This is a genomic window from Corallococcus sp. AB030 (genome assembly GCF_003668965.1).
Taxonomy (GTDB): Bacteria; Myxococcota; Myxococcia; order Myxococcales; family Myxococcaceae; genus Corallococcus; species Corallococcus exiguus.
Map to the genome: position 1 here is coordinate 73,352 of NZ_RAWQ01000011.1, position 13,648 is coordinate 86,999.

A 13,648-nucleotide genomic window follows, 5' to 3' on the forward strand; every position below is an offset into this window, starting at 1 on the left:
GCCCGCCGGTGCGAAACGCGGCCCCGTCAGAGGCGCGGCTCGCGAACCTGTCCGACTGTCGGACAGGTTTGAATCGCATCGGGCGGGCAGGTCACGGCGGCGTCGCGACACTCCCTCAGGGCGCGGGCCCCGCGGCACCACCCGCCGGTGCCGGGGCCGCCGCGGGAGCCGTGGCGGGCGCGGCGTTGGCCGGGGACGGGGTGGCCGGCAACGCGATGCTCGGCGAGGAATTGAGCGGCGCGGGCGTCCCCAGGAGCGGCCCGGGCGTTCCGGTGTTGAGCGGCGCGGGCGTGCCCAGGATGGGCGACGCCGGCGTGCTGGCGGACTGCGACAGCGGTGGAACCGTGGCGAGGATGCCCGGGCTCACCTGGCTGGTGCCCACGAAGTTGTTGAAGTCCGGCGCGGACATCTGCGGCGCGGTGAAGCCCCCCACGGACACGCCCGCCACTGTCGGCGGCGTGGCGAACGTCCCCTGCCCCACCGGGGCCGCGGAGCCCGGCGTAACTCCCGACACCACCGAGGGCGGATTGGTGGGCGCCGAGGGCGCGAACGACCCGCTGTACGTCGAAGGCGCTTCCGAAGGCAGTGCGGGCGCCGAAGGCAGGATGACCGTCGTCGTCCCCGCCGCGCCCACCTCCGGAATCACCGCGCCGGTCCCCGGCCCCGCCGTGGTCGCGACACCCGTCGTCCCCACCGTGCCGCTGCCGCCCGTGCCCTGCGCGAAGCGTGGCGCGGACATGGGCGCCACCGCCGCCGGGAACGCCGTGGGCGCCACCGGCGTCAGCGTCGCGAGCGACGAGGGCATCTCCCCTGTCGTGGGCACCACCGCCAGCGACGGCACCCGCGTCCCCTCCACTTCGATGGACACGTTGTCGAACAGGAACTGGATGAACCCGCGCGGCTCCGCCTGCGGCGGCAGGTTCCACACCACCACCACCAGCTCCGTGTCCCCAGGCCGCGCTTCGCGCAACAGCCGCGTCGTGTCGTCATCCGAGAACGTGCCCGCGTCCAACGCCGCCGCGTGCACCAGCGCCGAGTCCGTCAGCAGCGTCCCGTTGCGCCACACGCTGCCAATGCCCCAGACGGCCATCGCCGCGTGCGCGCGCGTCGTGGCGCGCCAGCCAATGCCTGTTTCGCCGTAGATGGGCGTGCCCATCAGCACCCCGCCCTCGATGAGGTGCGGCGGCGGAGGGGGGAGCGGCCCGGCGGGCACCGGCGACATCGACTGCACCGGCGGGAAGCCCGTCTGCGTCAGCTCCACGCGGTACTCGGTGCCACCCACGCGCAGGCTCGCGGAGAGCTGCGCCTTGTCGCCGAAGGTCGCGTTCGGCATGCCGACCCGATCCCTCACGGAGAACGAGGCCTGCCCCGTGCCCCGCTCGGTCAAGTCGTTGAACGGTAGGGGACCTTCGAAGAAGTAACCGTCCGGCCGCTCGGTCCTCGCGCTGGCCTCCCGGCCCTCGAACGTGAACCCGTCGCTCCCTGGCGCCGCCGCCAGGACACCGGACAGCAAGATGCTCGTGATTGAACCCGCCATCGACGCTGCCTCCCTTGAACTTGAAGGTAGGCAGCGGAGCGGGCCGTGGCACGCCCCGGGACTAAATCAGACCGCGGGCGCGGCGGATCTGCTCGACCGTCTTGTTGTACTCGATGTCGAAGGCGCTCGTGCCTTCCTGCAGGTGCTTCAGCCGCGAGCGGGCCTCCCGGTCGATCTCGTCGTCGACGTCCAGGTGCTTCTTCATGCCCTGGAACATCTTCTGACGCAGCACGTTGTCGGGGGAGTAGACCTCCTCGACGTTCCGGCTGATGAGGAGGAACTCAATCATCTGGTTGATGACGTACTCGATGCCCTCGTCCCCCATCTTGAAGCCGCGCACGTCCGCCATCTCGCGCTTCACCTGGTTGAACTTGGAGTAGTCATATCCCCGACGCTCCAGGGCCTCGCGCGTCGCCTGGTTCACACGCTCTTCGTTGGCGAGGTACTCGCGCATGATGGCGGAGAGATCCATCTCGGCGTCGGCCACGCGCATCGGCTCCACCTCGATGTCCCCGTCCTGCATGAGCTGCTGAATGGCCTCGCGCGAGATGATCGGGATCACCTTCGGATACAGCCTCATGTCGGTCCCTCGTCCTCTTCAAACGTGCTCGGATCTTCAACCGCTATAAATCAGCGCGGAGCATGGTCGCAATGAAAAACCCTAGGAACGTCGCGGGTTCCAGCGGCCAGTCCCCCCGGCGTCCGAAGCGGAACTTAATCATGCCGCACCGGGTGGCGACCCTCCATCCGCTTTTTCGTGCACGGGTTCGGAAGCGTCATCCAGGGACGCCTCGCGCACCGGGTCCTCGGTGTCGTCCTCGGGGTCGCCATGCAGACCCGCGTGGACGCGCTCGGCCATCGCCGGGCCCACGACCTCGGTCAGCTCCTCGATGCTGGCCTCGCCCACCCGCTTGAGAGAACCGAAGTGGCGCAGCAACATCTTCCGCCGGCCTTCCCCCACGCCGGGGATGTCCTCCAGCGCGGAACGCAAGGAACTCTTGCGCATGGATTTGCCCTGGAAGGTGATGGCGAAGCGGTGCGCCTCATCCCGCATGCGCGTGAGCATGAACATTTCCGCTGAATTCTGCGGCAGGACGATGGGATCCTTGCGACCCAGGACGAAGACGCGCTCGGGACTCTTCGCGCTCTCCGCGTCCCGGTCAAAAACTTCTTGATCGCGGCTCTTGGCCAGGCCCACCACGTCCACGCCCTCCACACCCAGGTCCTTCATGGCCGCGTGCGCGCTGGCGAGCTGACCCTTGCCGCCGTCGATGACGAGCAGGTCCGGCAGTTCGTTGTCCTCCAGGCCGCGCTTGAGCCGGCGGGTGATGACCTCGTACATGCTGGCGAAGTCGTCCTGCTTCTCCACCGATTTGATCTTGTATTTGCGGTAGCGCGACTTGTCCGTCTCCCCGTCCGTCACGGCCACCTGTGAGGCCACGATGGAAGAACTCTGGAAGTGGGAGATGTCGAAGCACTCCATGCGACGCGGGAAGTTGCGCAGGCCCAGCTTGGACTGGAGCCGGGACAGGACTGTGTCCGTTTCGTCCTTGGTGCGCTTGCGCTCCACGAACGCCTGCTCCGCGTTCTTCACCGCCATGTTCACCAGCTCATGCTTCTCCCCGCGCTTGGGGACGAAGACGCGCACGCGCTCGCCCTTGCGCTCCGTGAGCAGGGCCTCCAGGCCGTCGGTGCCGTCACCGGGCTCCAGGGGCAGCAGGATCTCCTCCGGCACGAAGCCGCCCTGGTCGTAGTAGAGGTTCACGAACGAGGCGAGCAGCTCGTCGTCCGGGAACTCCTGGCTGCCGAAGGGGAAGGCCTGGCCGCCGTTGAGCCGGCCCTGCCGCACGTGCAGCACGTAGAACAGGATGCGGTCGCCCTCGCGGAACAGGGCGAACACGTCCTGGTCCTTGAAGTCCGTGGTGGCCACCTTCTGGCGCTCCAGGCTGCGCTCGATGGCGAGCAGCTGGTCACGCACCCGCGCGGCCTCCTCGAACTTCAGCTCCATGGACGCGCGCTTCATCCGCGCGCGCAGCCCTTCGATGAGCTGCCCGGCCTTGCCCTCCAGGAACATGGCCACCTCGTCCACGCTCTTGCGGTAGTCCTCCGGGGGCACCGGGTAGACGCATGGGGCCGGACACCGTCCGATTTGATGCAGCAGGCACGGCCGCTTGCGGTTGGCGAGCACGTGGTCCGTGCAGGTGCGCAGGCGGAAGAAGCGGTTGATGAGGCGCAGCGTTTCGCGGATGGCACCCGCGCTGGAGTACGGCCCGAAGTAGCGCGCGCCGTCCTTTTCGTACTTGCGCACCACCTCCAGCCGGGGGAACGACTGGCTGCGGTCCAGGCGCAGGGAGATGAACTGCTTGTCGTCCTTGAGCAGGACGTTGAAGCGCGGCTTGTGCTTCTTGATCAGCTCGTTTTCAAGAAGCAGTGCCTCCTTCTCGTTGTGGACGAGCACCGTCTCCAGGTCGCCCAGCATCGTGTCCAGCAGGGACACGAAGACGCGGGTGTCGCCGGAGCGGTTGAAGTAGCTGCGCACGCGGCTGCGCAGGTTGATGGCCTTGCCCACGTAGATGATGGTCCCGCGCTTGTCCTTCATCAGGTACACGCCGGGCTCGGTGGGCAGCGCGTCCAGCTTCTCCTGCAGCCGGATGTCCATGGCGGGCCTCGCTAGTTCTTGCGTGACCGCGAACGGGCCGAGGGCTTGGACGCCCCGGACGCGCCAGAAGAACTGCCACCCGACGAGGACGGACGTCCGCGTCCCCGCCCCTTCTTGGGCGTGGTGCCGGGCTGGTCCACCGCCTTGGGCGGCGCGCGCAAGAGCGAGCGAGAAGCGGGCTTGAGCCCCAGGTCCATGTCCTTGAGCAGCTGGACGCGGTCGCGGAACTCGGCGGCCTTCTCGAACTGCATCTCGTCCGCGGCCTTGAGCATGTCGGCGCTGAACTCCTTGATGAGGCGCTGGATCTCCTTGGGCTCCAGCAGGTCGTTCTCGCCTTCGGCCGCCATGGGCAGCGCGCCCGCGCCCGCGTCGTAGTCCGGGATGTTCTCCGTGAAGTCGGTGATGTTGCTCTTCACGGACCGCGGCGTGATGCCGTGCTCCAGGTTGTACGCGCGCTGGATGTCGCGGCGGCGCGCGGTCTCCTCCATGGCGCGCTTCATGGAGTCGGTCATCTGGTCCGAATACATGATGACGCGCCCGTTCACGTTGCGCGCCGCACGGCCAATGGTCTGGATGAGCGACACGTGGCTGCGCAGGAAGCCTTCCTTGTCGGCGTCCAGGATGGCCACGAGCGACACCTCCGGGATGTCCAGGCCCTCACGCAGCAGGTTGATGCCCACGAGCACGTCGAACTCGCCCCGGCGCAGGTCGCGGATGATGGCCATGCGCTGGATGGCGTCGATGTCCGAGTGCAGGTAGCGGACCTTCACGCCCACGTCGCTGTAGTACTCGGTGAGGTCCTCCGCCATGCGCTTGGTGAGCGTCGTCACCAGCACGCGCTCCTTGCGCGACACGCGCACGCGGACCTCTTCCAGCAGGTCGTCCACCTGGTTGCCGGCGGGGCGCGTCTCCACCTCCGGGTCGGTGAGGCCGGTGGGGCGGATGATCTGCTCCACCACCACGCCCTTGGACTTCTGCAGCTCGTACTCGGCGGGGGTCGCGGAGACGAAGACGGCCTGGGGGACCATCTCCTCGAACTCGACGAACTTCAGCGGCCGGTTGTCCAGCGCGCTGGGCATGCGGAAGCCGAAGTTGACCAGCGTCTCCTTGCGGGCGCGGTCGCCGCGGTACATGGCGCCAATCTGGGACACCGTCTGGTGGCTCTCGTCGATGAGCACCAGCAGGTCGCGAGGGAAGTAGTCGATGAGGCACGGGGCCGACTCACCCGGCGCGCGCCCGGTGAAGTGGCGCGAGTAGTTCTCGATGCCGTTGCAGTAGCCGACCTGTTCGATCATCTCCAGGTCGAACATGGTGCGCTGCTCCAGCCGCTGCGCCTCCAGCAGCTTGCCCTCCGCCTTGAACTTCTGGAGCTGTTCGGCAAGCTCGTCGCGGATGGTGCGCATGGCGTTCTGCCGCGCTTCGGGGCCCGCGACGTAGTGGCTGGCGGGGAAGATGACGATCTTCTCCAGCTGGCCCAGGGTCTGGCCGCGCAGCGGGTCGAACTCGGTGATGCGCTCCACCTCGTCGCCGAAGAAGCTGACGCGCACGGCGCGCTCTTCCTCGTAGGCGGGGAACACCTCCACGGTGTCGCCGCGGGCGCGGAAGGTGCCGCGGTGGAAGTCCAGGTCGTTGCGCTCGTACTGGGCCTCCACCAGCTTGCGCATGAAGCCGTCGCGGCCCATGTCCTCGCCCACGCTGGCGCGGATGGCCAGGTCCACGTAGCTGCGCGCGGCGCCCAGGCCGTAGATGCAGGACACGCTGGCCACGATGATGACGTCGCTGCGGGTGCGCAGGCTGTGCGTCGCCGAGTGGCGCATCCGTTCGATGTTGTCGTTGATGGACGAGTCCTTCTCGATGAAGGTGTCCGTCGACGGGACGTAGGCCTCGGGCTGGTAGTAGTCGTAGTACGAGACGAAGTACTCGACGGCGTTGCTGGGGAAGAGCGACTTGAACTCGCCGTACAGCTGCGCCGCCAGCGTCTTGTTGTGCGCGATGACCAGCGCGGGCCGCTGCACGTTGGCGATGAGGTTCGCCATCGTGAACGTCTTTCCCGAGCCGGTGACGCCCAGGAGGGTCTGGTAGCGGTCGCCGCGAAGCAGGCCCTCGGTCAGCTCCCCGATGGCCCTGGGCTGGTCGCCTTCTGGCTTGTGCTCACTGACGAGTTCGAACTCCGGCATAGGGGACAGATCTAACATCCCCGCTGCTTGTGTACTGAACCTTCGTGCACGTCCGTCCGACAAAGGACGGGGCGCCCGCCTACTTCACGGCCGGGGCCTTCAGTGCCTCCAGGGACTTCAGGCGAGCGGCCTCGAACTCGTCCCCCTTGTTCCACACGGGCATCCGCTGGGCCTTCGCCACCTGGGCGCCCACGAGGAAGAACAGCCGGGTGTCCTCCACGGCGCCGGACAGGTCCCACTCCGGGCGGACCTCGTCGGAGGGCTGGTGGTAGTGCTTCGCCTCCCACTGGCCGCGCTGCGCCTTGCCCCAGCCCTCCGGCCGGCCAATGAAGTCCATGCCGCTGCCGAAGTAGGCGGCGGGGATGCCATGCCGCGCGAAGTTGAATTGATCCGAGCGGTAGAAGAACCCGCGGTCGGAGAGCTGATCCGCCTTCACCGTGCGGCCCTGCGTCTTCGCCATCGCGGTGACGAAGGTGTCCAGGGAGGACTTGCCCAGGCCGATGACGGTGATGTCGCGCGTGCGGCCCAGCACGTTGCCGCCGTCCACGTTGATGTTCGCGGCGATGCGGCCCGAGGGCACGGGAGGATGCGCCGCGAGGTACGCGGAGCCCAGCAGGCCGTACTCCTCCGCGGCCACCGCGGCGAAGAGGATGGAGCGGCGCGGCGGCGTGGGCAGCGAGGTGAAGGCGCGGGCCACGGACAGCATCGAGGCGACGCCGGCCGCGTTGTCCAGGGCGCCGTTGTAGATGACGTCCTCACCGGGCTTGCCGTCGTCCTTCTTGCCCAGGTGATCATGGTGCGCGCTGTAGAGCACCACTTCCTTCGCCAGCGTGGGGTCGCTGCCAGGGAGCAGGCCCAGCACGTTCGCGGTGGGCCGGCGGCGCACCTCGTTGGACAGGCGCAGGGACAGCGTCACGCCCAGCGGCACCGGGCGGAAGTCGCGCTTCTGCGCGGAGGCGCGCAGCGCGTCCAGGTCCTGCCCCGCGAGCTTCATCACCTGCTTCGTGGCGTCCTCGGTCGTCCAGGCCTTCACCTGGAGGCGGGGCCCGTCGCCCGCGGGCAGTTCGAACTGCTCTCCGGTCCACGACGTGCGCACCACCTGCCACGGATAGCCCGCGCTGGGCGTGGTGTGGATGATGATGGCGCCCGCCGCGCCCGTCTTCGCCGCCTGCTCGTATTTGTAGTCCCAGCGGCCGTACCAGAGGCGCGCCTTGCCGCCGAAGAGGCGCGGGTCGTCCTCCGGATCATTGTTGAGGATGACCAGCGTCTTGCCCTTCAGGTCCGCGCCCTTGAAGTCGTCCCACTGGTACTCCGGCGCGACGATGCCGTAGCCCACGAACACCAGCTCGGACGCGTCCAGCTTCGCCTCCGGGGCCTGCACGCCGGACACGGCGATGAAGTCCTCGCGCGGCTGGAGCTCCACGCGGCCCTCCTTCGCCTGGAAGGTCATGGGGCCCGGGCGGCTGTGGATGCCCATCAGGTCGAAGCGCTGGAGGTAGCTGCCGTCCTCCGCGCCCGGCTTGAGGCCCAGGCCCTCGAACTGCGTGGCGATGTACTCCTGCGCCAGCGCGTCGCCGCGCGTGCCGGGGCCGCGGCCTTCCAGCAGGTCGCTCGCGAGGAAGCGCACGTGCGCGCGCAGGAGGTCCGCCGTGATGGCCTGTTCGGCCGTCTTCTCCTGCGGCGTGACAGAGGGCGCGCCCGCCGCCAGGACGGGCACCGAGCCCAGGGAGCACAGCGAGACGAACAGCGCGGGGAGGAGCCTCATGGGCCCGTGCGTAGCATGGCCGCACGGGCGCCCCCCAGCGGGTTTTCAGGAGGCGGGCGCCGCCACCTTCCAGGAGGTCCCGGCAGGCGTGTCCATGATGTCCACGCCCAGGGTCTTGAGGGCGCCTCGCACCTCGTCCGCCTTCGCGAAGTCCTTCGCGGCGCGCGCGGCGGTCCGCTCGGAGAGCAGCCGCTCCACCTCCGCCACGTCGATGCCGCGCTCACGCACCGCGCGGTCGCGACGGCGCAGGAGCCACTCGCCCGGGTCGTCCTCGAAGACGCCCAGGACGCGGGACGTTTCGCGCACCTGCTCGCGCAGCGCCTGGAGCGTGCGGCCCACCAGCGGCTTGTCCTTCACGGGCGGCTTGTCGGTGAGCTCGTTCATGAAGCCGAAGAGCCCGGACAGCGCGCCCAGCGCGCTCGCGGTGTTGAAGTCGTCGTCCATGGCGGACTCGAACTCCGTGAGGAAGCGCGCGGGGTCGCCGTGCAGCGGGCCCTTGCCGAAGTCCTTGCCCGCCACGCGCTCGTCCACCTTGCGCAGCGTTTCGTAGAAGTACTCCATGCGCCCTTCCGCGTCCTGGAGCGCCTTCTCCCCGAAGTTGAGCGGGTGGCGGTAGTGCGTGGAGAGGAAGAAGAAGCGCAGGGCCTCCGCGTCCACCTTGGCGAGCGCGTCGCGCAGGCGCACCACGTTGCCCAGCGACTTGGACATCTTCGCGCCTTCCAGGTCCAGGAAGCCGCAGTGCATCCAGTACTTCGCCATCGTCTGGCCGGTGGCGGACTCGCTCTGGGCGATCTCGTTCTCGTGGTGAGGGAAGATGAGGTCCAACGCCCCGCCGTGGATGTCGAACGTGCGGCCCAGGAACTTCTCGCTCATCGCGGAGCACTCGATGTGCCAGCCCGGACGGCCCTTGCCCCAGGGGCTGTCCCACGACGGCTCACCGGGCTTCGCCGTCTTCCACAGCGCGAAATCCAGCGGCTGGCGCTTGAGGTCGCCGGGATGCACGCGCTCGCCCTGGCACAGGTCGTCCAGGTGGCGCTTGGACAGCTTCGCGTAGTCCTCGTCCTTGTCGACGGCGAAGTACACGTCGCCCTTCGCCTCGTAGGCGTAGCCCTTGTCCACGAGCGTCTGGATGATGGCGACGATCTCCGGGATGGTCTCGCTCACGCGCGGGGACACGTCCGGTTCGCGCAGGTGCAGCGCGCGGGCGTCCTCGCGGAAGGCCTCCACGAAGCGCGAGGCCAGGTCCACGGGCGCCTCGCCCGTCTCGTGCGCGGCCTTGATGATCTTGTCGTCGACGTCCGTGTAGTTGCGCACGTACGTCACCTTGAAGCCCCGGTAGCGCAGGTATCGGACCACCACGTCGAACGACGTGAAGGTGCGTGCATTCCCGATATGAATGTAGCTGTAGACCGTAGGCCCACAGACGTAGACCTTCACTTCGCCGGGCACGAGCGGCTCCAGCGGCTCCTTCTGCATGGACATCGTGTTGAAGAGCCGGATGGATGAGGGGGCCACGGTGGAGGGTCCTCCTTTGGGAACAGGGCGGGCGCGGCACTTGCGCAACGCGATACACACTCTAGGATCCCGGGTCCCACACAGGCCAGCACTTGGCGTTGGAAGCGTCGGATAGGGAGAATCGCCGCATGGCTCCGCCGAATCCGAAGCGTCCGCCGCGCCCTCCCCGCCCTCCGGGGCAGCAGGCGTCGTCGGATGACCCGTCGGAGGAGCTCCCGTTCGACGACGACGAGGTGGCCCCCCTTCAGGCGGATGATCCTCGCCCGCAGCGCGTGCCCCAGTATCCGGCAGGCCCCCGGAAGGCGAAGCGGCGAGGCCCGGGCGAGCGCGCCCGGTCGGACCGCGAGCTGTCTCCCCGGTATGACTGGGCGAAGGAGTACTCGGATCCGGGCCTGACGCCCGCGTTCGTGTACGTGGAGCGCGGGCCGGGTGCCGGGCAGCTCGTGCCCCTGCGCCAGGGCTCCATCACGCTGGGGCGGTCCTCCACGTCGGACCTGCGGCTCCAGCATGCGTCCATCAGCCGGCGCCATGCCCAGCTGACCCGGCGGGGCAATGTCTTCATGGTGCGCGACCTGGGCAGCCAGAACGGCACCTTCGTCAACCGCCTGCGCATCAAGGGCGAGGTGGAGATCAAGCCTGGGGACGAGCTGAGCCTGGGCAACGCGACCTTGCGGCTGCGCGGCTCAGGGGCCGGGCCGACGGTGAGCCGGACGGCGTTCGATCCGCTGCTGCCTCGCATGGCGAAGCGCCGGCGGAATGGGGTCGCTGTGGCGGTGGCCGCGGCGGTCGTGGGCTCCGCGGTCGCGGCGTTGATCAGCGTGGTGGCCGTGCGTACGGCGGACCGGAATCCCGCGCGGGCTCCGGAGGAAGGTGCGCCCGCTCAGCCCCCCAGGACTCCAGCGGCGCCCGCGAAGGAAGCCCAGGAGATCGAGGCGGCGACGCCCGCGAAGGATGCCAATCACGGGAGCCTGGGAGCGGCGAAGGACCTCAGCGCTTCGGACATCTCGCGAAGGGCTCAATCGGGCCAGGTGTCTCCGAGTGCCTCGGACATCGCGCGCGGCCTGCATCCGAGCACCGGGGCGACATCGAGGAACGCCGCTCCGAGCGCCCAGGAGGTCGCGAAGGGCTCGGGGGCCGCGAAGGCGGGCGAACCCCATACGCTCTCTTCGAGCGCGGGCCAGGTCGCTGCCGCGTCCGGACGGAAATCCCTGCCCTCGACCGAACAGGCGGGGCCTCCGGACGAGCGCCAGCGCGCGGACATCCTCGCTCGCTATGAATCTGATGACGTCGCCGGGGCGTTGGCCCAGGCGAAGCGCGCGAACCTCACGCCCCTGGTGCAACAGCTCACCCGCTTCCAGACCGCCGAAGCCACGGCCCGGACCGCCCTGGCGCAGAAGGACCGTCCCCGGGCGCTCGATGCGCTCAGCGCCGCCGTGCGGGCGGACAAGGAGCTGTCCCAGGGCTGGAGCCGTCAGGGGGTCGCCCTCCGCCGCCAGCTCGTTGGGCTGTACGTGCGCATGGGCCAGGAAGCCGTTCAGGCCCAGCGCTTCGCCGACGCCCGCGCGGCCTTCACCGCCGCGCTCGAGTACGACGCGGACAACGCCGAGGCCCACTCACAGCTGGCGGCACTGGCCACCCAGGCGCCTTGAGGCTCACGGGGCCTGGCGCGTGCCGGGCCCCAGAAACACGACGCCCCGGATTCCATCGAGGGAACCCGGGGCGCGGGGTGCGAACGCGACAGCCACTGGGGCCTTCGCGTCACGCGGGGACTCAGGCGAGGTTGAAGATCTTCTTCAGGTCGGACTCGACCTCTTCCTCGGTGCAGTCCTTGGCCAGCGACAGCTCCTTGATCAGCAGGGAGCGCGCCGTATCGAGCATCTTGCGCTCGCCGAACGACAGGTCCTTGTCGCCCTTGAGCAGGTAGAGGTCGCGGAGCACCTCGGCGATTTCGAAGACGGAGCCCGTCTTGATCTTCTCCATGTACTCGCGGTACCGGCGGTTCCACGTGGTGGAGTCGACGGAGATGTCCTTCTCGCGGAGGATGGAATAGACCTGCTTGACGTCCTCTTCGCTGATGATTTCCCGGAGGCCGACCGATCCGACCTTGTTGATCGGGATCATGATCCGCATCCCGTTCTCCAGGATGCGCAGCACGTAGAACGACTGGCGCTGCCCGGCGACCTCGGTGTGCTCGATGCCCATCACCTCACCGACGCCCTGGCCCGGATAAACCGCCTTGTCACCAGTCTTGAAGCTGGTCTGCACTAACTGCCTCCTTGGAGAAAGCTTCGACCCCGGCCTTCACGCCCGCCACTACTACCACAAACTACATCCACGGGCAACGAAATCGCCTTGACCACCCGATGACAGCCACACTACGGTGTCCGGTTTTGTGTGCGGTGTCGCTCGGTGTGAGCGCCGCGAGACGGACGGGGCGGTGGGTGGGGGTGGGTGTTGGTTCGTTATTCGTGGCGCGACCTGGGTACGCGTCCGTTGTTCTTTCCAGCGCTGAGCCTCTTGCTCGGCGCCCTCTGGGCAACCGGAACAGAGAGCTTCGCCGGGGTATTTCTCCTCTGCGCGCTTTGCCTGGGTGGGCTGGGCGTGGCGCTCGGCCCCTTGCCTGGAGCACATCTGGCGGTGCTCGGCGCGCTGGCCCTGACAGGCGCGGGGCTTTCCGCCCTGGAGGCCCGGGTCGACCTCCCTCCCTCCCTGAGAGAAGGCGGCAGCGCGGTCCTTGAAGGCGAGTTGGAGCGCGTGGAGCGCTTCGATGGCGCCGTGAGACTGCGGCTCGCTGTGGCCCGCGCGGGGCTGATTCCAGAGCCTCCGGCCGCCGCCCGCTTCCGCGTCAGCCTTTCCGGACGAGGTGAGGGTCTGGAATTGCACCCCGGGCAGCGCGTGCGGGTGGAAGCGCGGCTCGCGCCGGATGCGCCTCCTTCGAATCCGGGCGAGCGGGACTTCTCGTCGGCGCGGCGGCGGCAGGGCGTGGCCTTCACGGGCGGCTTCGTTCCGGGGCGCGTGCTGGCGCTCTCCCCTGCCCCCTCGTGGCGGCTCGCGCTGGAGGACGTGCGCGGACGGCTGACGACGGCGGTGCATGGGGTCGCGCCCTCGGCGGACGCGGCGGCGCTGTTCCTCACGCTGGCCGCCGGGCAGCGCGCGGACCTGGATGCCTCCTGGGAGGACGCGTTCTCGCGGGCGGGGCTCGCGCATGTGCTCAGCGTCAGTGGGCTTCACGTGGCGGCGCTCGCGCTGATGACGCTCGCGCTGCTCAGGCTGGGGATGGTGCGGCTGGGTGGACGCTGGCGGACGCTGGAGGCACGGCGCTGGGCGGCTCCGGCCGCGGTGCCCTTCGTCTGGGCCTACGTGCTCTTCACGGGGAACCAGGCGCCCGCGGTGCGCTCGGCGGTGATGGCCACGGCGGTGCTGCTGGGCCTGTCGCTGTGGCGGCGCGCGGATGGGCTGAATGGCTTGTCGCTGGCGGCGCTGGTGCTCGTGGCCTGGACGCCTTCCAGTGTCGTGGACCTGTCGCTCCGGCTGTCGTTCCTCGCGGTGCTGGGGCTGGTGCTGCTGTCGCCCGCGCTGCGCGAGGCCCTCCCCCTGGATCGGCCGTCTCCTTCCGAGCCCCGGAGAATGAAACGGTGGGCCGCCCAGGCACGGGAGACCGTGGCGCAGACGTTGTGCGCGAGCGGCGCGGCAACGCTCGTGGGTCTGCCCGTGGTGGCGGCGGCGTTCGGAAGGGTGAGCCTGGCGGGGCTCGTGTCCAACATCGTCGCCCTGCCCTTGTGTGGCGTGCTCACCGGGCTCGCGGCGGGCGGCGCGGCGCTCTTCGTCGTGGCGCCGGTCGTGGCGACGCCGGTGCTGTGGGCAGGCGCCTGGGCGTCGGAGCTCCTCCTCGTGCTGACGCGCGTCTTCGCGGCCGTGCCCTTCGCGGCGGTGGAGGTGCCGGGCCTGGGGCCGTGGCTCGGCGGGGCGTACGCGGTGGGGCTGGGCGCCTGGGC

At 69.2% G+C, this 13,648-nt stretch carries 9 protein-coding genes; 2 read left to right on the forward strand and 7 right to left on the reverse strand.

Annotated features, from left to right (window positions below; all coding sequences use genetic code 11):
- Positions 1-115: 115 nt before the first annotated feature.
- The 6 genes from D7Y15_RS04870 to cysS form a co-directional block, all read right to left on the reverse strand.
- Positions 116-1,537: a hypothetical protein gene (locus D7Y15_RS04870; protein ID WP_121751828.1), complete on the reverse strand. Its 1,422-nt coding sequence runs from the start codon at positions 1,535-1,537 to the stop codon at positions 116-118.
- Positions 1,538-1,598: 61 nt separating this feature from the next.
- Positions 1,599-2,117: a DUF507 family protein gene (locus D7Y15_RS04875; protein WP_014398200.1), complete on the reverse strand. Its 519-nt coding sequence runs from the start codon at positions 2,115-2,117 to the stop codon at positions 1,599-1,601.
- 138 nt (positions 2,118-2,255) lie between these two features.
- Positions 2,256-4,196, reverse strand: coding sequence for an excinuclease ABC subunit UvrC (gene uvrC, locus D7Y15_RS04880; RefSeq protein ID WP_121751829.1), 1,941 nt, complete (start codon positions 4,194-4,196; stop codon positions 2,256-2,258).
- Between the two features lie 11 nt (positions 4,197-4,207).
- Positions 4,208-6,373 carry an excinuclease ABC subunit UvrB gene (gene uvrB / locus D7Y15_RS04885; protein ID WP_199745880.1) on the reverse strand — a complete coding sequence of 722 codons (2,166 nt, stop codon included), beginning with the start codon at positions 6,371-6,373 and terminating at the stop codon, positions 4,208-4,210.
- Positions 6,374-6,452: 79 nt separating this feature from the next.
- Complete coding sequence (locus tag D7Y15_RS04890) at positions 6,453-8,138, reverse strand: M28 family metallopeptidase (RefSeq protein WP_121751831.1); 1,686 nt, start codon at positions 8,136-8,138, stop codon at positions 6,453-6,455.
- A gap of 45 nt (positions 8,139-8,183) precedes the next feature.
- The gene (gene cysS, locus D7Y15_RS04895) at positions 8,184-9,653 is read right to left on the reverse strand and encodes a cysteine--tRNA ligase (protein ID WP_120580422.1); all 1,470 of its coding nucleotides are present in this window, start codon (positions 9,651-9,653) and stop codon (positions 8,184-8,186) included.
- Positions 9,654-9,781: 128 nt separating this feature from the next.
- Between cysS and D7Y15_RS04900 the strand changes: the two genes are divergently transcribed.
- Positions 9,782-11,302 carry an FHA domain-containing protein gene (locus D7Y15_RS04900; RefSeq protein WP_121751832.1) on the forward strand — a complete coding sequence of 507 codons (1,521 nt, stop codon included), beginning with the start codon at positions 9,782-9,784 and terminating at the stop codon, positions 11,300-11,302.
- Between the two features lie 121 nt (positions 11,303-11,423).
- On the opposite strand, the gene D7Y15_RS04905 is transcribed toward D7Y15_RS04900, so the two are convergent.
- Positions 11,424-11,918, reverse strand: a complete 495-nt coding sequence (locus tag D7Y15_RS04905) for a CarD family transcriptional regulator (protein WP_120533482.1) — start codon at positions 11,916-11,918, stop codon at positions 11,424-11,426.
- Between the two features lie 189 nt (positions 11,919-12,107).
- Between D7Y15_RS04905 and D7Y15_RS04910 the strand changes: the two genes are divergently transcribed.
- Positions 12,108-13,648 (forward strand): ComEC/Rec2 family competence protein (locus tag D7Y15_RS04910; RefSeq protein WP_148712686.1); only part of this gene is annotated, 1,541 nt, incomplete at its 3' end.